Source organism: Bradyrhizobium sp. SPXBL-04, assembly GCF_051853035.1.
In the GTDB taxonomy this organism is placed as follows: Bacteria; Pseudomonadota; Alphaproteobacteria; order Rhizobiales; family Xanthobacteraceae; genus Bradyrhizobium; species Bradyrhizobium zhanjiangense.
This window is the reverse complement of record NZ_CP182472.1, coordinates 8,500,614-8,519,092: the sequence shown is the minus strand read 5'-3', so window position 1 is coordinate 8,519,092 and position 18,479 is coordinate 8,500,614. Positions and strand designations below refer to the sequence as shown.

18 protein-coding genes are annotated in these 18,479 nt (G+C 64.8%); 8 read left to right on the top strand and 10 right to left on the bottom strand.

From position 1 onward, the window contains the following. Window positions 1-26 precede the first annotated feature (26 nt). A complete protein-coding gene (locus ACNJX8_RS40565) occupies window positions 27-275 on the top strand; it encodes a hypothetical protein (RefSeq protein ID WP_249758781.1) in 249 nt (82 codons plus the stop codon). 40 nt (window positions 276-315) lie between these two features. Here the strand turns inward: ACNJX8_RS40565 and ACNJX8_RS40560 are convergent, their stop codons facing one another. Beyond that, window positions 316-1,251, bottom strand: coding sequence for an alpha/beta hydrolase (locus ACNJX8_RS40560; protein WP_128930270.1), 936 nt, complete (start codon window positions 1,249-1,251; stop codon window positions 316-318). Between the two features lie 120 nt (window positions 1,252-1,371). Between ACNJX8_RS40560 and ACNJX8_RS40555 the strand changes: the two genes are divergently transcribed. Both ACNJX8_RS40555 and ACNJX8_RS40550 read left to right on the top strand, forming a co-directional pair. Next, a complete protein-coding gene (locus ACNJX8_RS40555; RefSeq protein WP_439359110.1) occupies window positions 1,372-2,259 on the top strand; it encodes a branched-chain amino acid aminotransferase in 888 nt (295 codons plus the stop codon). A gap of 99 nt (window positions 2,260-2,358) precedes the next feature. Beyond that, a protein-coding gene (locus ACNJX8_RS40550) for an IS3 family transposase (RefSeq protein WP_439357590.1) occupies window positions 2,359-3,533 on the top strand; the annotation gives its coding sequence in 2 pieces (ribosomal slippage) (window positions 2,359-2,653 and window positions 2,653-3,533; 1,176 coding nt in all). A gap of 130 nt (window positions 3,534-3,663) precedes the next feature. Here ACNJX8_RS40550 and ACNJX8_RS40545 read toward each other — a convergent pair. Continuing rightward, window positions 3,664-4,284: a class I SAM-dependent methyltransferase gene (locus ACNJX8_RS40545; protein ID WP_439359109.1), complete on the bottom strand. Its 621-nt coding sequence runs from the start codon at window positions 4,282-4,284 to the stop codon at window positions 3,664-3,666. A 40-nt stretch (window positions 4,285-4,324) separates the two neighbouring features. Beyond that, window positions 4,325-4,915, bottom strand: a complete 591-nt coding sequence (phaR, locus tag ACNJX8_RS40540; RefSeq protein ID WP_128930267.1) for a polyhydroxyalkanoate synthesis repressor PhaR — start codon at window positions 4,913-4,915, stop codon at window positions 4,325-4,327. A 304-nt stretch (window positions 4,916-5,219) separates the two neighbouring features. On the opposite strand from phaR, the gene ACNJX8_RS40535 reads away from it, so the two are divergent. From ACNJX8_RS40535 to yddG, 3 genes are all read left to right on the top strand, one after another. Then, window positions 5,220-6,398 (top strand): acetyl-CoA C-acetyltransferase, encoded by a 1,179-nt coding sequence (locus ACNJX8_RS40535; protein ID WP_249758778.1) that lies wholly within the window; start codon window positions 5,220-5,222, stop codon window positions 6,396-6,398. 243 nt (window positions 6,399-6,641) lie between these two features. Then, a complete protein-coding gene (phbB, locus tag ACNJX8_RS40530; protein WP_091893769.1) occupies window positions 6,642-7,367 on the top strand; it encodes an acetoacetyl-CoA reductase in 726 nt (241 codons plus the stop codon). 169 nt (window positions 7,368-7,536) lie between these two features. Then, window positions 7,537-8,406: an aromatic amino acid exporter YddG gene (gene yddG, locus ACNJX8_RS40525; protein ID WP_128930265.1), complete on the top strand. Its 870-nt coding sequence runs from the start codon at window positions 7,537-7,539 to the stop codon at window positions 8,404-8,406. A 94-nt stretch (window positions 8,407-8,500) separates the two neighbouring features. On the opposite strand, the gene ACNJX8_RS40520 is transcribed toward yddG, so the two are convergent. Both ACNJX8_RS40520 and gloB read right to left on the bottom strand, forming a co-directional pair. After that, the gene (locus tag ACNJX8_RS40520) at window positions 8,501-8,923 is read right to left on the bottom strand and encodes a cupin domain-containing protein (protein ID WP_091893764.1); all 423 of its coding nucleotides are present in this window, start codon (window positions 8,921-8,923) and stop codon (window positions 8,501-8,503) included. Window positions 8,924-8,946: 23 nt separating this feature from the next. Then, entirely contained in the window at window positions 8,947-9,714 is a 768-nt protein-coding gene (gene gloB / locus ACNJX8_RS40515) for a hydroxyacylglutathione hydrolase (RefSeq protein WP_128930264.1), read from the bottom strand. A 108-nt stretch (window positions 9,715-9,822) separates the two neighbouring features. On the opposite strand from gloB, the gene ACNJX8_RS40510 reads away from it, so the two are divergent. After that, the gene (locus tag ACNJX8_RS40510; protein WP_091893760.1) at window positions 9,823-10,569 is read left to right on the top strand and encodes a class I SAM-dependent methyltransferase; all 747 of its coding nucleotides are present in this window, start codon (window positions 9,823-9,825) and stop codon (window positions 10,567-10,569) included. Between the two features lie 229 nt (window positions 10,570-10,798). Here the strand turns inward: ACNJX8_RS40510 and ACNJX8_RS40505 are convergent, their stop codons facing one another. From ACNJX8_RS40505 to ACNJX8_RS40485, 5 genes are all read right to left on the bottom strand, one after another. Continuing rightward, window positions 10,799-11,578: a DUF4167 domain-containing protein gene (locus tag ACNJX8_RS40505; RefSeq protein WP_128930263.1), complete on the bottom strand. Its 780-nt coding sequence runs from the start codon at window positions 11,576-11,578 to the stop codon at window positions 10,799-10,801. 459 nt (window positions 11,579-12,037) lie between these two features. Further along, window positions 12,038-12,919, bottom strand: a complete 882-nt coding sequence (gene prmC, locus ACNJX8_RS40500; protein WP_128940359.1) for a peptide chain release factor N(5)-glutamine methyltransferase — start codon at window positions 12,917-12,919, stop codon at window positions 12,038-12,040. A 3-nt stretch (window positions 12,920-12,922) separates the two neighbouring features. Further along, entirely contained in the window at window positions 12,923-14,008 is a 1,086-nt protein-coding gene (gene prfA / locus ACNJX8_RS40495; RefSeq protein WP_128940358.1) for a peptide chain release factor 1, read from the bottom strand. A gap of 57 nt (window positions 14,009-14,065) precedes the next feature. After that, a complete protein-coding gene (ptsP, locus tag ACNJX8_RS40490) occupies window positions 14,066-16,333 on the bottom strand; it encodes a phosphoenolpyruvate--protein phosphotransferase (protein WP_128930260.1) in 2,268 nt (755 codons plus the stop codon). Between the two features lie 268 nt (window positions 16,334-16,601). Next, the gene (locus ACNJX8_RS40485; protein WP_128930259.1) at window positions 16,602-17,858 is read right to left on the bottom strand and encodes an aspartate kinase; all 1,257 of its coding nucleotides are present in this window, start codon (window positions 17,856-17,858) and stop codon (window positions 16,602-16,604) included. 153 nt (window positions 17,859-18,011) lie between these two features. Between ACNJX8_RS40485 and ACNJX8_RS40480 the strand changes: the two genes are divergently transcribed. Then, complete coding sequence (locus ACNJX8_RS40480) at window positions 18,012-18,479, top strand: PH domain-containing protein (protein WP_439359108.1); 468 nt, start codon at window positions 18,012-18,014, stop codon at window positions 18,477-18,479.

The following is an 18,479-nucleotide window of genomic DNA, read 5'->3' as shown; positions in this document are numbered from 1 at the left end:
AGACAGGGCAACAGGAAATGACAGCCATGAAAACGTCACGCCGCATCTTGCTCACTGGACTGGCGGGGCTCGTCGTCGCCCCGACCGCAGCGGTAGCCGCCGCGCCGCAGCTTGCCACGGACGACGCCACCGTTGCCGAAGAGCGCTTTGCGCGCATGATTGCAGCAGCCCATGCGCCTGACGTTGCTGGTGCGCGCCAGGCCGAGCGTTATGCGAACGCGCATTGGCCTGAGTACGTGACCGCGGCGCGTGCGGTGATCGGCGCAAGGGCGTGATGCTGCTTTCTTCGTCCACAACGGGATGAGGGGAAAGACCTCACCTCGCAACCGCGCGCCTGACCTGCTCGCCGATCTGCGATAGCACGAGCTGCGCCTGCGGCAGGATCGCGCCCATGGCGTGGAAATTGTGGACCATGCCGTCGTGGCAGACATGCTCGACGACGACGCCTGCGGCGAGCAGCTTGCGGGCATAGGCATTGCCTTCGTCGCGCATCGGATCGAACTCGGCGGTGTGGATGATCGCCGTCGGCAGGCCTGTGAGCCGCGTCGCGCGCAGGGGTGAGATGCGGGGACTGGCGGCATCCAGGCCGCCCGGCAGATAGTCGGCGAGATCGGCTTCGATGGTGGCGCGGTCGATCAGATGACCCTCGGCGAATTCCTCGCGCGAAGGCGAGGTCTCTTCGAAATCCAGCACAGGGCAAATCAGGCATTGCGCGACGATGGAGAGGCCTGCGTTCTGAACCGCCTCCTGGCAAACGATCGCAGCCAGCGTGGCGCCGGCAGAATCGCCGCCGACTACCAGCCGTTCGGCATCGATGCCGAGTGTTGGTGCTTCGCGCGCGACCCACTCGGTGGCGGCAACCGCGTCGTCGACGGCGGCGGGAAATTTGTGCTCGGGCGCGAGCCGGTAGTCGACCGAGACGAGGCGGCAGCCGGTCGCATGCGCCAGCGCTGCCGCGATGCGGTCATGCGTGGCAATGCTGCCGGCGACGAGGCCGCCGCCGTGAAAGAACACGAAGCCCGGCGCGCGTTCACCGGCGCTTGCGGGCGAATAGAGGCGATAGGGCAGCTCGCCGCCAGGGCCGGACAGCATGCCGTCGGACGTCGTCACATCCGGCGCATCAGCTCGCGCGAACTGCATCAGCTTGGTCAGTGACTGCCGCCGTGCATTCACGCTCGGCCGGCTTCGTGCCTGCGGCGCGGCGGCAGCCATCATGGTCAACAAGCGCTTTGCGAGTGGATCGAGCGGCATGGATCTCTCGTTCTCCCACAAGGGAAGAGGGTAACTCACCATCTTCCCGCAGGGAATCATTTAGAAATTATGACCAATAGTGCCGCTATAATGCGGCATCACGCCAAGGAGAGGCCGGTCATGGCCGAGATCAAGAAGCCCATCGAATATTCGCCGAGCTGGACCTTCTTCGAGGGCAAATGGCACGACGGCAATGTGCCGATCATGGGCCCGCGCACGCATGCGGCCTGGCTCGGCTCGATCGTATTCGACGGCGCGCGCGCGTTCGAGGGTGTGGCGCCCGATCTCGACCGCCACGTCGCCCGCGCCAATCAATCGGCGGTCAATTTTGGCCTGAAGCCGGTGGTCGATACCGACACCTGGCTCACGCTCGCGCGCGAGGGCATTGCGCGCTTTGCGGCCAATGCCGAGCTCTATGTCCGTCCGATGTATTGGGCGCAGAACGGCTCGGGCGGCGGCGTGCTGTTCGACCCCGAGACCACCAATTGGTGCCTGTGCATCTACGAGGCGCCGATGCCAAAACCCGTCGGCAACGCCATCACGCTGTCGCCGTTCCGCAGGCCCACCGCCGAATGCGCCCCGGTCGAGGCCAAGGCCGCGTGCCTCTATCCGAACAATTCGCGCGCGTTGGCGGAAGCCGCCTCGCGCGGCTTTCAGAACGCGTTGATGCTCGACATGCTCGGCAACGTCGCCGAGTTCGGCAATTCCAACGTGTTCATGGCCAAGGACGGTGTGGTCTACACGCCGGTGCCCAACGGCACGTTCCTCAACGGCATCACGCGCCAGCGCGTCATCAGCCTGCTTCGCGGCGACGGCATCACCGTGGTCGAGAAGACGCTGCGCTATGCCGATTTCCTCGCCGCCGACGAGATCTTTTCATCCGGCAATTTCGCCAAGGTCGCGCCGGTTGTCCGCATCGACGAGCGTGAGCTGAAGCCGGGTCCGTTCTACGCCCGGGCGCGAAAACTCTATTGGGATTTTGCGCATGCGGTGAAGCTGGCGGCTTGAGCTGCGAGCTCCGTCATTGCGAGCGCAGCGAAGCAATCCAGAATCTGAGCCTCCCCTAAATCGGTGGACACCTATAGCTTAGGCAGCGAGAGGTGTCAGATGGCGAAACGGCAGCGACGCTCGTATTCGGACGAGTACAAGCGGCAGGCAGTTGATCTGGTTTTGTCGAGCGGCCGTTCGGCGAAGTCGGTATCGAAGGAGCTCGGGCTGGACGGCTCCGTGCTCAGCCGATGGGTGAAGGAGCGGAGCACGGTAGCAGCCGGCGGCAGCGCCGCGGCGCCCACGTCGCAAGCGGCGGTGCCGTCGGCGGCCCAAGCTGACGTGATCGCCCGGTTGCAGCGGGAAAACGAACAGTTGCGTATGGAGCGCGACATTTTAAAAAAGTCGATCGCGATCTTTGCTGGACCCAGGACATGAAGTTCCGCTTCATCGAAGATCGCCGCGCCGACTATCCGGTTAAGATCATGTGCCGTGTCCTCGGCGTCTCGCCTGCGGGCTACTATGCTTGGCGGTCGCGCCCGGAAAGCCCCCGGGCCGCTGCCAATCGAGAGTTGCTGCAGGACATCAAGCGGGTTCATCGCGACAGTCATGGTCGCTATGGCAGCCCGCGCATTCATGTCGAACTCAAGGCCCAGGGACACCATGCAAGCCGTGGCCGAATCGAGCGGCAGATGCGCTGCCATGGCGTTCGAGCCATCTCGGCCGGGCCGCGACGATGCCGCACCACCGATAGCGGGCATGGCTTCCCGATCGCGCCCAACTTGCTCGGCCGGAACTTCTCGGCCGCCATGCGCAATCAGGTCTGGCTCGCCGACATCACCTATGTCTGGACCGGCCAAGGATGGTTGTACCTGGCCGCCATCATGGATCTGTACAGTCGCCGTATCGTGGGCTGGGCGATGGACGACCATCTGCGCGCCGAATTGCCGCTCGCCGCATTAAGGATGGCGATCAAGGGGCAAAAGCCCGGCGCCGGCCTGATCCATCACTCCGATCGCGGCATCCAATATGCTTCAACCGAGTACCGCCAAGCGCTGCAAGCCGCCGGCGTCCGGCCTTCGATGAGCCGCAGAGCCGACTGCTACGACAACGCCCCGATGGAAAGCTTCTTCCACACGCTCAAGTCCGAACTGATCCATCACCGTCAATATCCGACCCGCGATGAAGCTGAGCGCGACATCTTCGCCTACGTCGAGGGCTTCTACAATCAACACCGCAGACACTCGGCCATCGGCTATATCAGCCCAGTCGAGATGGAGCTAAAATCGGCTTGAACGCTGTCCACTTTTTTGGGGGAAGATCAAATCTTACCGCGGACGCAGTCTGGATTGCTTCGCTGCGCTCGCAATGACGAATTGCGGAAGCACCGCGAAGCTACGGCCGGAGCGTGCGCGGGGCCACACCTTAAGCAGCCCGCCGCCGAAACCGGCTGAACTGAAACGCCTGCGTCGAATCCCACGGCGTGTGATGCGTCTCGCGGCGCGTTTCGATCAGCTCGAACTCCGCCCCCAACTCCGCCAAAAGGCTCGCGCTGTCATGGCGCTGCACTGGCAGACCGCTGCATTTCTCCGGGCCGTCGGGCGCGAACGTCGCGATGATGACGTGGCCGCCAGGCGCAAGTGCTGACCGCAGGCGCTCGACATAGGCGGCTCTGTCGCGGGATTCGGTCAGGAAGTGAAATGCCGCACGATCGTGCCATAGATCGTATGTCTTTGCCGGGCGCCATGTCGTGGCGTCGGCAACGATCCACTCGGCCGCTGACGCGGCGGCGCCGAGTCGCTTCTTCGCTACGTCAAGCGCGTTGGCAGAGAGATCCAGCACGGCGATATCGCGATATCCGTCCTGCAACAGAGCATCGACGAGCCGCGATGCGCCGCCGCCAATGTCGATGGTGGCGGCCTCGGGGTCTAGGTTGGCTGCTCTGATCATCGCGAGCGAGGTCGTCGGGCTGCTCTGAAACCAGCTGACCTCGGCCTCGCCCTTGGTGGCGTAGACGTTGTCCCAATGCGCGCTTCGGTCGGACATGGTGCGTCCTCCGGCTTGCGGAAGGCCGGGAAGGAAAGACCTACTCGTCCTTCTTCGACATCCGCTCGAGGCGTTCCTGCATTTCCTTCATCTGCTGGCGCAGATCGTCGATGTTGCTGTCCTTCGGCGCCTCGGCATTTGCATCGGGCTCTGGCTCCGCGCTGGCCGCGGGGCGAGGCGCGGCGAACGGCTTGAACATCGAGAAGGTCTGCTGGAATAGCTCCATGTTGCGGCGGACCTGCTCCTCGAGCGGAGCAAAGGGTGTGCCGGACAGCGTGTTGGCGATCTGCTTACGGAACTTCTCCTGCTCCTGGGTCAGGGTCGCGATCGACTGTTCCAGATATTTCGGCACCACCATCTGCATGCTGTCGCCGTAGAAGCGGATGAGCTGGCGCAGGAAGGTGGTCGGGAGCAGGTTCTGGCCGGCCTTGTTCTCCTGCTCGAAGATGATCTGGGCGAGCACGGAGCGGGTGATGTCGTCGCCGGTCTTGGCGTCGTAGACCAGGAAATCTTCGCCGTCCTTGACCATGGCGGCGAGGTCCTCGAGCGTCACATAAGTGCTCGTTCCGGTATTATAGAGCCGGCGGTTCGCGTATTTCTTGATGGTGGTGGGTTGGTCTGATTTCGCCATGGGCTCTCACTTGCAAGCGCGGAGAACAGGAACCCGACGGGCAATGCCGCAGGGCGGGAAGAGTACGCAACGCAACAAAATAAGCATTTTCAAAGGGGTCACGCTACCGTTTTGTGCGCCACGGTTAATCGGGCAGCAAAAACGTGCTTGCGAAAGCGCCAAGAACACTATTTTGAATGCGCTGCGGCATGAATTCGGTCTCCGGCCGATTGACATGCCGCAACGACGTTAACAGGATGCCGTCCGAGACTGGCGAGCCGTTTTCCCAGCCCCGCCTGCCCCCAAACAACCTCAGGAGATGCCCATGTCAGACGATGTCGTCATCGTCAGCGCCGCCCGCACCCCGGTCGGAAGCTTCAACGGAGCGTTCGCGACCCTTCCCGCCCATGATCTCGGCGCCATCGCCATCAAGGCGGCGCTGGAGCGCGGTGGCATCGAGCCCGGCCGCGTCTCGGAAGTCATCATGGGTCAGATTCTGACCGCTGCTCAGGGCCAGAACCCGGCCCGCCAAGCCTCGATCGGCGCCGGCATTCCGGTGGAGAGCCCGGCCTGGGGCGTCAACCAGCTCTGCGGCTCCGGCCTGCGTACGGTCGCACTCGGCTACCAGGCGCTGCTCAACGGCGATTCGGAGATCGTGGTCGCCGGCGGACAGGAGTCCATGAGCATGGCCCCGCACGCCCAGCATCTGCGCGGCGGCGTCAAGATGGGCGGTCTCGAATTGGTCGACACCATGATCAAGGACGGCCTATGGGATGCCTTCAACGGCTATCACATGGGCAACACCGCTGAGAACGTCGCGCGGCAGTGGCAGATCACCCGCGCCCAGCAGGACGAGTTCGCGGTCGCCTCGCAGCAGAAGGCCGAGGCCGCGCAGAAGGCCGGCAGGTTCAACGACGAGATCGTTCCCGTCACCATCAAGACCCGCAAGGGCGACGTCGTCGTCAGCGCCGACGAATATCCGCGCCATGGCGCGACGCTCGACGGGATGGCCAAGCTCAAGCCGGCCTTCGAGAAGGACGGCACGGTTACCGCGGGTTCGGCTTCCGGTATCAATGACGGCGCTGCCGCCGTGGTGCTCATGACCGCGAAGCAGGCCGCCAAGGAAGGCAAGAAGCCGCTTGCGCGCATCGCGTCGTGGGCGCAGGCCGGCGTCGATCCGAAGATCATGGGCTCGGGCCCGATCCCGGCTTCGCGCGCCGCGCTGAAGAAGGCCGGCTGGAGTGTCGGCGATCTCGACCTGATCGAGGCCAACGAAGCTTTTGCGGCGCAGGCCTGCGCCGTCAACAAGGACCTCGGCTGGGACACGTCCAAGGTCAACGTCAATGGCGGCGCGATAGCAATCGGCCATCCGATCGGTGCATCCGGCGCGCGTGTGCTGGTGACGCTGCTGCATGAAATGCAGAAGCGCGATTCGAAGAAGGGCCTCGCCACGCTGTGCATCGGCGGCGGCATGGGCATCGCGATGTGTCTGGCGCGCGACTGAGGAAAGCCTGACATGTAACTGACGCGTGCGCTGCACACATCAGTGAGTGCGTTGCACGCGACTAAAAAGGCGGCGGTTGCAAATCAAATATTCTTCGCAACTGCGCACGCCTCGACTAAAGAGAAACGCCCGGCTCAATGCCGGGCGTTTTGTTCTTGATGTCCGTCAAACGTCCCGCATAATCCGCAGTTAAAAAACGATCGCGTCAGAAACGTCCGAAGAGTCCAAGGGAAGGAATACGATATGGCACGTGTTGCATTGGTCACGGGTGGTACGCGGGGCATCGGTGCTGCGATCAGCAAGGCGCTGAAGGCGGCCGGCTACAAGGTTGCGGCGAGTTATGCCGGCAATGATGCTGCGGCGGAGAAGTTCAAGGCCGAGACCGGCATCGCGGTCTACAAATGGGACGTCAGCAGTTTCGACGCCTGCGCCGAGGGCGTGAAGAAGGTCGAGGCCGAGGTCGGCCCGATCGACGTGCTCGTCAACAACGCCGGCATCACCAAGGACGGCGCCTTCCACAAGATGAGCCTCGAGCAGTGGAATGCTGTGATCGGCACCAATCTCGGCTCGCTGTTCAACATGTCGCGCCAGGTCATCGAAGGCATGCGCGGGCGCAAGTTCGGCCGCATCATCAACATCTCCTCGATCAACGGACAGAAGGGCCAGTTCGGCCAGGTGAATTATTCCGCGGCGAAAGCCGGCGAAATCGGCTTCACCAAGGCCTTGGCGCTGGAGAACGCCAAAGGCGGCGTCACCGTGAACGCGATCTGCCCGGGCTACATCAATACTGAGATGGTGCAGGCTGTGCCGAAGGACGTGCTGGAAAAGGCGATCCTGCCGCTGATCCCGATCGGCCGTCTCGGCGAGCCCGAGGAGATCGCACGCGCCGTCGTGTTCCTCGCCGCCGACGAGGCCGGCGCCATCACCGGCTCGACGCTGACCGTCAACGGCGGCCAATACATGGTGTGATGCGTCGGCATCACGCGGACTGATATTGGCAACATCGCCATGCCCGGGCTTGTCCCGGGCATTTGTCCATGCACTGTCATTCCTGGGCGCCGCGACAGCGGCGAACCCGGAATCTCGAGATTCCGGGTCCGGCGCTACGCGCCATCCCGGAATGACGAGGCCTTCCACAATGACTCCCCGCACCGCGACGCTGATCGGACTGACCGCGATCCTGATGTGGTCGCTGCTCTCAGTGATGACGGTGGCGACCGGAAAGATTCCGGCATTCCAGCTCGCCGCGATGACCTTCGCGATCGGCGGTCTCGTCGGCCTGCTCACCTGGATCGGCCGCCGCGAGGCGGCGAACAGCCTGCGCCAGCCGCTCGTCGTCTGGGTCGTCGGCGTTGGCGGCCTGTTCGGCTATCACGCGCTCTATTTCCTCGCGCTGCGCTTCGCGCCGCCGGCTGAAGCCGGCCTCTTGAACTATCTCTGGCCGCTGCTGATCGTGCTGTTCTCGTCCTTCCTGCCGGGCGAGCGGCTGTTCCTGCATCACATCATCGGCGCCGTGCTCGGTCTCGTCGGCACCGTGCTGCTGTTTGCCGGCAATAGCAGCGGCTTTGCGCCGGGGGCGGTGCCGGGACTGGTCGCGGCTTTCATCGCCGCTTTCGTCTGGGCGAGTTATTCGGTGCTGTCGCGACGATTGAAGACGGTGCCGACCGATGCGGTCGCCGGATTCTGCCTCGCGACCGCGGCGCTCGCCGCGCTGATGCATGCAGCGCTCGAGACCACCGTCTGGCCGGAGACCACGCTGCAATGGCTTTCCGTGGTCGCGCTCGGCATCGGTCCCGTCGGTGCTGCCTTCTACAGCTGGGACATCGGCATGAAGCGCGGTGACATCCGCGTGCTCGGCGCCGCCTCCTACGCGACGCCGCTGCTCTCCACCGGCTTCCTCATCGCCGCGGGCTTTGCAAAGGCCAGCGCCAACATCGCCATCGCCGCCATCCTGATCGCCGGCGGCGGCCTGATCGCGGCGAAGGACATGGTGCTACGGAAGCGATGATTGTCATTCCGGGGCGCGCGAAGCGCGAACTATGATGCGCAACTGCGCATCTTAGTTCGCCGCTTGCGCGGCGCCCCGGAATGACTGTGTGGAGCTACGGCTCCCAGCCCTGTGGCGCGAGTTCGAATGTCGCGAACTCGAACGCGGGCGCGACGGTGCAGCCGACCAGGGTCCACTCGCCGGTCGTCTCCGCCATCTGCCAGGCATTCGCCGGCACGATCGCCTGCGGCCGCTGGCCGCTGACGAGGTCCGTGCCGAGCTGCACCTCGTGCTGGGAGCAGCCGTCATGCGCGATGCGTAGCGTCAGCGGGCTGCCGGCGTAATAGTGCCAAGTCTCGACCGCATCGATGCGATGCCAATGCGAGCGCTCGCCGCGCGCGAGCAGGAAGTAGATCGAGGTCGAGCGCGAGCGTCCTTGCGCGTCGGTCGCTTGGTCGCGAAACGTCTCGCGGTAGTGCCCGCCTTCGGGATGCGGTCGGAGTTCGAGGCGAGCGATGATCTCGGCTGCGGTCGGCATCGGTCCCCGTCAGGACTTGTTCTTCAAGATTTGTTCTTGCGCTCGCGCAGCTCGCCGAACACCGCAGCGGCATCCGCGCCCTTCATGTGCAGCCTGGCCGCAACGGAGGGCTCGTCGGCGCGCAGGAAGACGTTTGCACGCTTCTCGTCGCCGAGCAGCACGGGAATGGTCGGTTTGTTCTCGGCCCGGAGCCTCGCGACCTCCGCCGCGCGGGCCTGGAGCGCCGCATTGTCAGGGTCGACGGTGAGCGCGAACTTGACGTTGGATGCCGTGTATTCGTGGCCGCAATAGAGCTTGAAGTCGTCGGGCAGGGCCCGCAGCTTCAACAGCGAATCCCACATCATCGGATAGTTGCCTTCGAACACGCGGCCGCAGCCGATCGAGAACAGCGTGTCGGCGGCGAACACGGTCTTCTCATTGTCGAACACGTAGGAGACGTGGTCGAGCGTGTGGCCAGGCGTCTCCACGACGCGCGCCAGCAGGTTGCCGATCTTGACCACGTCGGCATTGGCGACGCGCAAATCGACGTTGGCAATCTTCGTGGTCTTGTCATGCGGCGCGACGACGCGGCAATTGAATTTCTGCTTGAGTTCGGCGACCCCGCCGACATGATCGCCATGATGATGGGTGATCAGGATGTCGGTGAGTTGCCAGCCCTCGCGCTCCAGCGCCTTGAGGATGGGACCTGCCTCGGGCGCGTCGATCGACGCCGTCGCCTTGGTTTCCACATCGTGGATCAAATAACCGAAATTGTCGTTTAAACAGGTGAAAGTACGAATTTCGGCGGCCATGACATCTCCATCGCGCTCAGCCCCGCCAGACAAATATGGCGTTAACGTTGCGCAGGCAATGCAATATTCCGCGCGCGGCAGCGGCCTTACGCGTGTTACATTGCCGTCATGACCATCGACGTCGTCGACCTCCGCGAGTTCTATTCCCGCCGCCTCGGGATCGTGGCGCGGCAAATGATCAATCGCGGCATCAGGCAGCGCTGGCCGGGCGCCGAGGGTCAGCGCGTGCTCGGCATCGGCTACCCCACGCCCTATCTCGGACTGTTCCGCGAGGATGCCGAGCGCTGCATCGCGTTCATGCCGGCGGCCCAGGGCGTCCTGAAATGGCCGACGGGGCGGCCGGCGCTGGCCTCGCTGGTCGACGAGTTCTCGCTGCCGCTTCCTGACGCCGCGGTCGACCGCATTCTCCTGGTCCATGCGCTGGAGATGTCGGACGATCCGGCTGCGCTGCTGCGCGAAGTATGGCGCGTGCTGGCGCCGTCCGGCCGCGTCATCGCGGTGATCCCGAATCGGCGTGGGGTGTGGACGCGCACCGACAGCACGCCGTTCGGCCATGGCCGGCCCTATTCGCGCTCGCAGATCACCGAGCTGCTGCGCCAGACCTGGTTCACGCCGACGGCCTGGGGCGAGGCGTTGTTCATGCCGCCTTATGCCGGCGGCTGGGTGTTGAAATCGGCGCAGATGTGGGAGCGGGCCGGCGCGGCGCTGTCACTGCCTTTTGCCGGCGTGCACATCGTCGAAGCCACCAAGCAGGTCTACCGCGCCATCCCCGCCAAGCGCGAGCGGGCACGGCTGATTCCCTCATTGGCGAAGCCCGTGCTGGTGCCGTCCTCGACGACGGTGACACGGAGCTGAGCCATCGGCGTTGCCGCGAAGACGGTGCGCTCCCTCTCCCGCTTGCGGGAGAGGGGTGGGGAGAGGGTGCCTCCGCAGAGAGATTCGCCAAGAGGAGAGAGCCTTCACCCGGCGCTTCGCGCCGACCTCTCCCGCAAGCGGGAGAGGTGCAATTCAGCCAACGCGCATCGCCAAAAACAAATCGTCCCGGCGTGGCCGGGACGATGCAGTTCACGAAATCGGAAGAAGCTTACTCGCCGGTCGCGAGATCGTCGCTGGACGCGACCGGGGCGGCTTCGCGCTCGGGACGCGGGCCATGCGGCCGGCGACGCCGCCGCGGATAGCGCTCGCCACCGCCGCCGCCACCCTCGAAACCGCCCTGGCCGCCATTCGCGCCGACATTCACTTGCGGCTGCGCGCCGGTGATGAAGGAGGGCAGGCGATCGACGCTGCCGGCATCGGAGATGACGGGCTGCGGCTGATTCTGCGGCTGCGGCTGATATTGCGGCTGCGGACGATGCTCGCGTTCGCGGTGCTCGCGCGGCTGCTGCTGATCGCGCTGATAGGGCTGCTGGTTGTCGCGCGGCTGATGATCGCGCTGATGGTGATCACGCTGGCCATCGCGGTCGCGCATGAAAGGCTGCTGCGGCGGCTGCGGGACGAAGCCCGGCTCCTGGCCAAAGGCCGAGAAATTCTCGCCATCGTCCTCGCTGTCATCGCTGCTGGCGATGGGCTCGTCACCGCGCGGCTGCTGCTGGTTCTGGCGGAACTGCTCCTGGGCGGCCGCGATCAGGCGGAAATAATGCTCGGCATGCTGGTAGTAGTTCTCGGCCGCAACGGGGTCGCCGGAGGAGCGCGCATCGCGCGCGAGCTGAAGATATTTTTCAGCGATGTGCGAAGCCGTGCCGCGGATCTTGATGTCGGGCCCGTTGGACTCGAAGACCCGGGTCATCGGGTTCTGGCCGCGCCGGTTGTTGTTGTTATTGTTGTTGCGGTTGCGCATCCGCTGCTTGTTCTGACCGTTTCTCATGTCCTGCCTTTAATTCCAGCCCTAAAGGTTGCACGCATTACTGATTGCTCGGAGTGACCTGGTGACAGCGGTTCACGATTCTCGCACGCACCGCGTGCAAGAGCAGCCTGAACCCTGCCGATGTTCGTCGACCGTCGCGTTCAACAAAGACGCGTTCCCCACCCGCCAGCATTCATTGCCAGCGAACCCATTCATATCGCCTGCCGAAACAGGCCCAGCTTTCTTGCGTAAGTCTTCAAGCGCAATAGGCTTTCGTTCACGTTGCGGTCGGAGAGCAGCGCAGCTCCACTGGCCATCGCGCTCAACAGGACCTGCGGCTTGGAACCTATAATCAGTAAAGCTCTCGCCCGAGAGCCCGGCTTTCGCCCGTAGGTCTACGGGGCCGGCACCGATGTGTTGACCGAAACGTAGTCGTTCCCACGGGATATTCCAAGAGGTTTTTACAGGCCAATCCGGCTTTTATGGGGGCATTTTTCGGGCCGAAACGGCCCGCGGAATGCCCGCCAGATCGGCCTTGGGTGGCCTGTCCGGCACTAACGCGGCAGCCGCCATCAAGGTTTCAATATTTCGGGCCTGGCCCTGTCCGGCCTCGACGATCAGCGCGCCCCCGGGGGCGAGGCGTTCGCTCGCCTGCGGGATCAGGGCGCGATAGGCGTCGTATCCGTCATTGCCACCGTCGAGTGCCAGATGCGGATCGTGCTCGCGCACCTCGATGCTCAATTTCGGGATTTCGGCCGAGGGAATATAGGGCGGGTTCGACACGATGAGATCGAACGGGCCCGAGAGCGCCGCCGCATAGGAGCAGGCGACGAAGGCGGCGCGGTCGGCGAGGCCGAGAGCCCTGGCATTGTCCCTGGCCGTGACGAGCGCGGTCAGGCTGAGGTCGGTGCCGACGCCGAAAGCATCAGGAATTTCGTGCAGCAGCGCAAGCAGGATCGCGCCGGATCCGGTGCCGATGTCGGCGATGCGGGGTGGATGAGATGCCTTCTGCTCGCGAAGGATTTCGAGTGCGAGCTCGACCACGGTCTCGGTATCGGGACGCGGGACCAGGGTCGCTTCGGACAGGCGAAATGGCAGCCCCCAGAATTCGCGTGTGCCGAGAATGCGCGCCACCGGCTCGCCGGCGATGCGACGCTGTAAATGCTGTGCGAGCCGCGACGCCTCGGCTTCCGTGAGGGGGCGGGCGGCCTGCGCGATCAGGCCAGTGAGGTCGAGGCCGAGCGCCGCGCCGAGCAGGATGCGGGCATCGAGCTCAGCTTCGTCGAGCTGGGCCGATCTCAATTGCGTGGCCAGCGTGCGCCGCGCGCTCTCGATCGATTGTCCGGTGAAGGGATTGCTCACGCGTTAGGCCGCCGCGCCCTGCGCGGCGAGCTGCGCGGCCTGGTGCTCTGTGGTCAGCGCGTCGATCAGCTCGCCGAGTGCTTCCCCCGCGATCACCTGCGGCAGCTTGTAGAGCGTCAGATTGATGCGATGGTCGGTCACGCGCCCCTGCGGGAAGTTATAGGTGCGGATGCGCTCGCTGCGGTCGCCGGAACCGACCTTCTCCTTGCGCTCGGCCGAGCGCGCGGCGTCGACGCGCTGGCGCTCGGCGTCATAGATGCGCGAGCGCAGAATGTTCATGGCGGAGGCGCGGTTCTTGTGCTGCGAGCGGCTGTCCTGCATCATCACCACGATCCCGGTCGGGATGTGGGTGATGCGGATCGCCGATTCGGTCTTGTTGACGTGCTGGCCGCCGGCGCCCTGCGCGCGCATGGTCTCGATGCGCAGATCCTCGTTCTTGATGTCGACGTCGACATCCTCGACCTCCGGCAGCACCGCGACCGTCGCCGCGGAGGTGTGAATGCGCCCTTGCGTCTCCGTATCGGGCACGCGCTGCACCCGGTGCACGCCGGATTCGAACTTCAGCTTGGAGAACGCGCCGCGGCCCTGCACCTCGGCGATGATCTCCTTGTAACCGCCGACGGTGCCTTCGCTGGCCGAGATCACCTCGACCTTCCAGCCCTGAAGGCTGGCGAAGCGCTCGTACATCCGGAACAGATCGCCGGCAAACAGCGAAGCCTCGTCGCCGCCGGTGCCGGCGCGGATTTCCAGCATCACGTTGCGGTCGTCCATGGCGTCCTTGGGCAGCAGCGCGACGCGGATCTTCTGGACCAGCTCCTCGATCCTGGCCGTCAGCTCGTCGCGCTCGGCTTCCGCCATGCCGCGCATCTCGGCATCGGTCGCGGGATCGGCGATCAGGGCTTCGGTATCGGCGAGCTCCTTGACCGCGGAACGATAGGTCTTCACCGCCTCGATCAGCGGCGTGATCTCGGCGAGCTCGCGCGTGATCTGCACATAACGGTCGGAGGCGAGCTGGCCCAGCGATTCGGCCTCGAGCGAGGCGTGATGCGCGAGCAGAACGTCCAGTTTGGCTTCGGGGAGTGACGACATCGGTACAGTCTCAAATGGGCGGACGGAGGCGAGGGGAGCGGAAGCGGCGCAGGCCCGCTACAACGCCAGGCCTTCGGCCTCGGCAAATTCCGTCAGCTTCTGCCGGATCGCGACGCTGCCCGCGGGCGCGTCCAGCAACGGGCCGAGCATGGCTTCGGCCTTTTTGGCGTCGAGGTCGAGCACCATCGCCTTGACCGGGCCGAGGGCGGTGGCCGAGAGCGACAGCGAACGATAGCCCAGTGCGATCAGCGCCAGCGCGCCGATCGGCTTGGAGGCCATTTCGCCGCAGAGCGAGAGCGACTTTTTCGCCGCATGGGACTTGCGTGCGATGTCGCGCAGCGCGCGCAGGATCGGCGCCGACATCGTGTCGAAGCGCTCGGAGACTTTTGCGTTGCCGCGGTCGACCGCGAACAGGAACTGGAACAGATCGTTGGAGCCGACCGAGATGAAGTCGACCTTCTTCAGCAGCTCGTCGAGCTGATAGAGCAGGGCCGGCACCTCGACCATGGTGCCGATGTCGATTCTTTCAGGCAGCGTGTGGCCGTGCTGGCGCAAATATGTGAGCTCGCGCTCGACCAGCGCCTTGGCCGCATCGAATTCGGCGACCTCCGAGATCATCGGGAACATGATGCGCAACGCGCGGCCGCCGCCGGCACGCAACAGCGCGCGGATTTGGCCGCGCAACAGGCCGGGACGATCGAGCCCGAGCCGGATCGCGCGCCAGCCGAGCGCGGGATTCTCCTCGATCACCGCTTCCATGTAGGGCAGCGCCTTGTCGCCGCCGATGTCGAGGGTGCGGAAGGTGACGGGCTTGCTGCCGGCCGCATCCAGCACGGTGCGATAGAGCGCGAGCTGGTCGCTGGTGCGCGGCAGGCTCTGGCCGACCATGAATTGCAATTCGGTGCGGAACAGGCCGATGCCGGCACTGCCGGTGTCGTCGATATGCGGCAGGTCGATGGCCAACCCAGCGTTGATCATCAGTTCGACCTTCTGGCCGTCCTTGGTAACGCAAGGCCGATCGCGCAGCGCCAGATACTGCGCCTGGCGGCGGGCGCGGAAGCGCACGCGCTCGGCGAAGGCGGCCTCGATCTCCTGCGAGGGGCGCACATAGATCGAGCCCGACGTGCCGTCGACGATGATGGCGTCGCCGGGATCGGCGATGCCAGGCGCGTTCGGGACCTCGCCGACCGCAGGTATTCCGAGCGCGCGCGCCACGATCGAGACGTGGGAATTGGCGGTGCCTTCCTCCAGCACGATGCCGCGCAGGCGCTTGCGGTCGTAGTCGAGCAGCGCCGCCGGGCCCATCGCACGGGCGATGACGATGGCGTTGTCGGGCAATTGCTCGCGTGAAGGCGCGTGGTCCTGGCCGACCAGCTGTCGCATCAGGCGGTAGCCGAGATCTTCCAGGTCGTGCAGGCGGTCGCGCAGATACGGATCGGTCGAGCGCAGCATGCGCGCGCGGGTGTCGGACTGCACGCGCTCGACGGCGGCTTCCGCGGTGAGGCCGGTGGCGACCGCTTCGTGCAGCTTGTGCGACCAGCCCTGGTCGTTGGCGAACATGCGGTAGGCTTCCAGCACGTCGCGGTGCTCGCCGCCGTCGGCGACGTCGCCGCGCTCCAGCATGCGGTCGAGATCGGCGCGCAGCTTGGCGAGCGCGGTGTCGAGCCGCTTGATTTCCTTCGGCAGATCCTCGGCGATGTAGTCCTTGATGACCACGCGCGGCTCGTGCAGCACGACATGGCCGAGCGCGATGCCCTCCGACAGGATGGCGCCGACCTTCTGCGCGGAATGACGCGCGGCAGGCTCCTGGCCGGGCTGGGCGAGCGCGGACAGTTCGCCGGAGGCAATCAGCTCCGCCAGCACCATGGCGGTGGTCTGGAGAGCCTCGAGCTCCTCCTCGACATAGTTGCGCTTGGCGCGGTTCTGCACCACCAGCACGCCGAGCGTGTTGCCGGCCCGCAGGATCGGCACGCCGAGGAAGGAGTGGTAGATTTCTTCGCCGGTCTCGGGGCGGAACGAGAAGGCCGGGTGGTTCTGCGCATCGCTTAAGTTGAGCGGCGTCGCCTCGCTGGCGACGAGGCCGACCAGGCCCTCATGGGCGCTAAGCACGGTGTGGTGCACCGCCTCGCGGTTGAGACCCTCGGTGGCGTAGAGCTCCAGCGTGTTGTCGATACGCAGCACATAGACTGAGCACACCTCGGCCACCATGTTGGCGGCAATCAGCACCACGATCTTGTCCAGCCGCTCCTGGGCTGAGACCTGCTCCGCCATGGTTTCGCGGAGCCGTCTCAACAAGACGCGGGGACCTCCCGACGCGCTCCGCATGTACCGTCAATCTCCTCCGTCTGCCGGGCCCCGAAGGGCCGTCGGCGGCTCGCCCGGAAATCCAGAAAAGCAACCAGCTTGCTCGTCCGGCGCCGGCCCTGGTGGTTGCCAGAGCCGAATCGGCATCGCCTCAACTGGGGCACAGTATCTGGCAGCCCACCCTGTCCGCCTATAGCGAATTGGGGCTTGTTTTGCCAAGCAAAACGCCTGCCAAGCGCGAATGTGTGGACACCTTCGCGTTTGCTGCGACCGCTAAGAGAAAATTCGTCTAAGTCTGATCGAGGCCGTAGAGCGTGTGCAGGGTGCGCACCGCAAGCTCGGTATAGGCGGTGTCGATCAAAACCGAGAATTTGATCTCGGAGGTTGTAATGGCCCGGATGTTGATATTCCGTCCGGCGAGGGCCGAGAACGCCTGGGCGGCGACGCCGGCATGGCTGCGCATGCCACTGCCGATCACCGAAATCTTGGCGACGTCGGTGGCGGTATCAAGCCGGGCATAGCCGATCTTGGCCTTGGCGGCGGTAATCGTGTCCTTGGCGCGGGTGTAGTCGGCGGCCGGCACCGTGAAAGTGAGGTCGGTGGTCTTGCCGTCCTCCGAGACGTTCTGCACGATCATGTCGACGTTGATGTTGGCATCCGCCAGCGGGCCGAAGATCGAGGCCGCCACGCCCGGCTTGTCCTCGACCTGGCGCACCGAAATCTGGGCCTCGTCCTTGGAGAAGGCGATACCGGTGACGACGTGGCTTTCCATGATCTCCTCCTCGCTGCAGATCAGCGTGCCGGGCGGCTGGTTGGCATGCGGGTCGATATCCTCGGGCTTGTCGAAGCTCGAGCGGACGAAGATCGGCATGTTGTGGACCATGCCGAGTTCCACCGAGCGGACCTGGAGCACTTTGGCGCCCTGGGAGGCCAGTTCCAGCATGTCTTCGAACGCGATCTTATCAAGCCTCTTGGCCTTCGGCACGATTCGCGGATCGGTGGTGTAGACCCCGTCGACATCGGTGTAGATATCGCAGCGGTCCGCCTTGACGGCGGCGGCGATCGCCACGGCCGAGGTGTCGGAGCCGCCACGGCCGAGCGTGGTGATGCGATCCGTATCTGGGTTGATACCCTGGAAGCCGGCGATGACCGCGACCTCCTTGCGTTCCCTAAAGCGCTTGATGATCTCGCTGCCGTCGATGTCCTCGATCCGGGCCGAGGCATGAGCGTCGCTGGTCTTGATCGGGATCTGCCAGCCCTGCCAGGAGCGGGCCTGGATGCCCATGCCCTGCAGCACGATGGCAAGCAGGCCGGACGTCACCTGTTCGCCGGAGGCGACGACGGCGTCGTACTCGCGCGCATCATGCATGGGCGAGGCCTCGGTGCACCAGGCCACCAACTCGTTGGTCTTGCCGGACATCGCCGAGACGACCACGGCCACTTCATGGCCGGCGTCGACCTCACGCTTCACATGGCGCGCGACGTTGCGGATACGTTCGATGTTGGCGACGGACGTGCCGCCGAATTTCATCACGAGGCGGCTCATGACGACGCGTGCATTCCCTCATAAGGATCAGTATGGTGACCGCACCGGACGGGTGCCTCGCGGATACCGACCGCGCGTATACAGAGCGGCGGGGCCGGGGGCAAGCGGGTTCCTGCGGGGGCAGGGTGCGGAGGTAGTGGGTTAACCGAGGTCATGGCGCGTTATATCGACGAGATCCTGCAACCGGGCGAGCGGGTGCTGTATTCGACCAATGCGCACTGGATCTTTTATTTTCCGGCCATCGTGGCCTGGATCGTGGCGCTGGCCCTGCTGATCCTGTCGCGGCAGGTCACGGCCGACGGGCTCGTTTTGCTTTGCCTTACAGCCGCGGGTCTCGTGGCTCTGGCGGCCCTGTACTGGACCATCAAGGGCTGGTTCCATCGCTTCACCACCGAAACCGACGTCACCAACCTCCGGGTCGTGCACAAGACCGGGTTCATCAAGCGCCGCACCTTCGAGATGGCGCTGGACAAGGTCGAGAGCGTCGACGTCGACCAGACCATTCTTGGACGGATTCTCAATTATGGTGACGTGACGATTCGCGGCGTTGGCGAGGGAATCGAGACGATCAAGACCATCGCCTCGCCGCTCGCCTTCCGTAGTTCGATCACCACGCGGTAG

Bases quoted from the DNA above. Each gene is read 5' to 3' on its own strand.
- ACNJX8_RS40565 (WP_249758781.1), top strand. From the start codon at position 27: ATGAAAACGTCACGCCGCATCTTGCTCACTGGACTGGCGGGGCTCGTC.
- ACNJX8_RS40560 (WP_128930270.1), bottom strand. From the start codon at position 1,251: ATGCCGCTCGATCCACTCGCAAAGCGCTTGTTGACCATGATGGCTGCC.
- ACNJX8_RS40555 (WP_439359110.1), top strand. From the start codon at position 1,372: ATGGCCGAGATCAAGAAGCCCATCGAATATTCGCCGAGCTGGACCTTC.
- ACNJX8_RS40545 (WP_439359109.1), bottom strand. From the start codon at position 4,284: ATGTCCGACCGAAGCGCGCATTGGGACAACGTCTACGCCACCAAGGGC.
- phaR (WP_128930267.1), bottom strand. From the start codon at position 4,915: ATGGCGAAATCAGACCAACCCACCACCATCAAGAAATACGCGAACCGC.
- ACNJX8_RS40535 (WP_249758778.1), top strand. From the start codon at position 5,220: ATGTCAGACGATGTCGTCATCGTCAGCGCCGCCCGCACCCCGGTCGGA.
- phbB (WP_091893769.1), top strand. From the start codon at position 6,642: ATGGCACGTGTTGCATTGGTCACGGGTGGTACGCGGGGCATCGGTGCT.
- yddG (WP_128930265.1), top strand. From the start codon at position 7,537: ATGACTCCCCGCACCGCGACGCTGATCGGACTGACCGCGATCCTGATG.
- ACNJX8_RS40520 (WP_091893764.1), bottom strand. From the start codon at position 8,923: ATGCCGACCGCAGCCGAGATCATCGCTCGCCTCGAACTCCGACCGCAT.
- gloB (WP_128930264.1), bottom strand. From the start codon at position 9,714: ATGGCCGCCGAAATTCGTACTTTCACCTGTTTAAACGACAATTTCGGT.
- ACNJX8_RS40510 (WP_091893760.1), top strand. From the start codon at position 9,823: ATGACCATCGACGTCGTCGACCTCCGCGAGTTCTATTCCCGCCGCCTC.
- ACNJX8_RS40505 (WP_128930263.1), bottom strand. From the start codon at position 11,578: ATGAGAAACGGTCAGAACAAGCAGCGGATGCGCAACCGCAACAACAAT.
- prfA (WP_128940358.1), bottom strand. From the start codon at position 14,008: ATGTCGTCACTCCCCGAAGCCAAACTGGACGTTCTGCTCGCGCATCAC.
- ptsP (WP_128930260.1), bottom strand. From the start codon at position 16,333: ATGCGGAGCGCGTCGGGAGGTCCCCGCGTCTTGTTGAGACGGCTCCGC.
- ACNJX8_RS40485 (WP_128930259.1), bottom strand. From the start codon at position 17,858: ATGAGCCGCCTCGTGATGAAATTCGGCGGCACGTCCGTCGCCAACATC.
- ACNJX8_RS40480 (WP_439359108.1), top strand. From the start codon at position 18,012: ATGGCGCGTTATATCGACGAGATCCTGCAACCGGGCGAGCGGGTGCTG.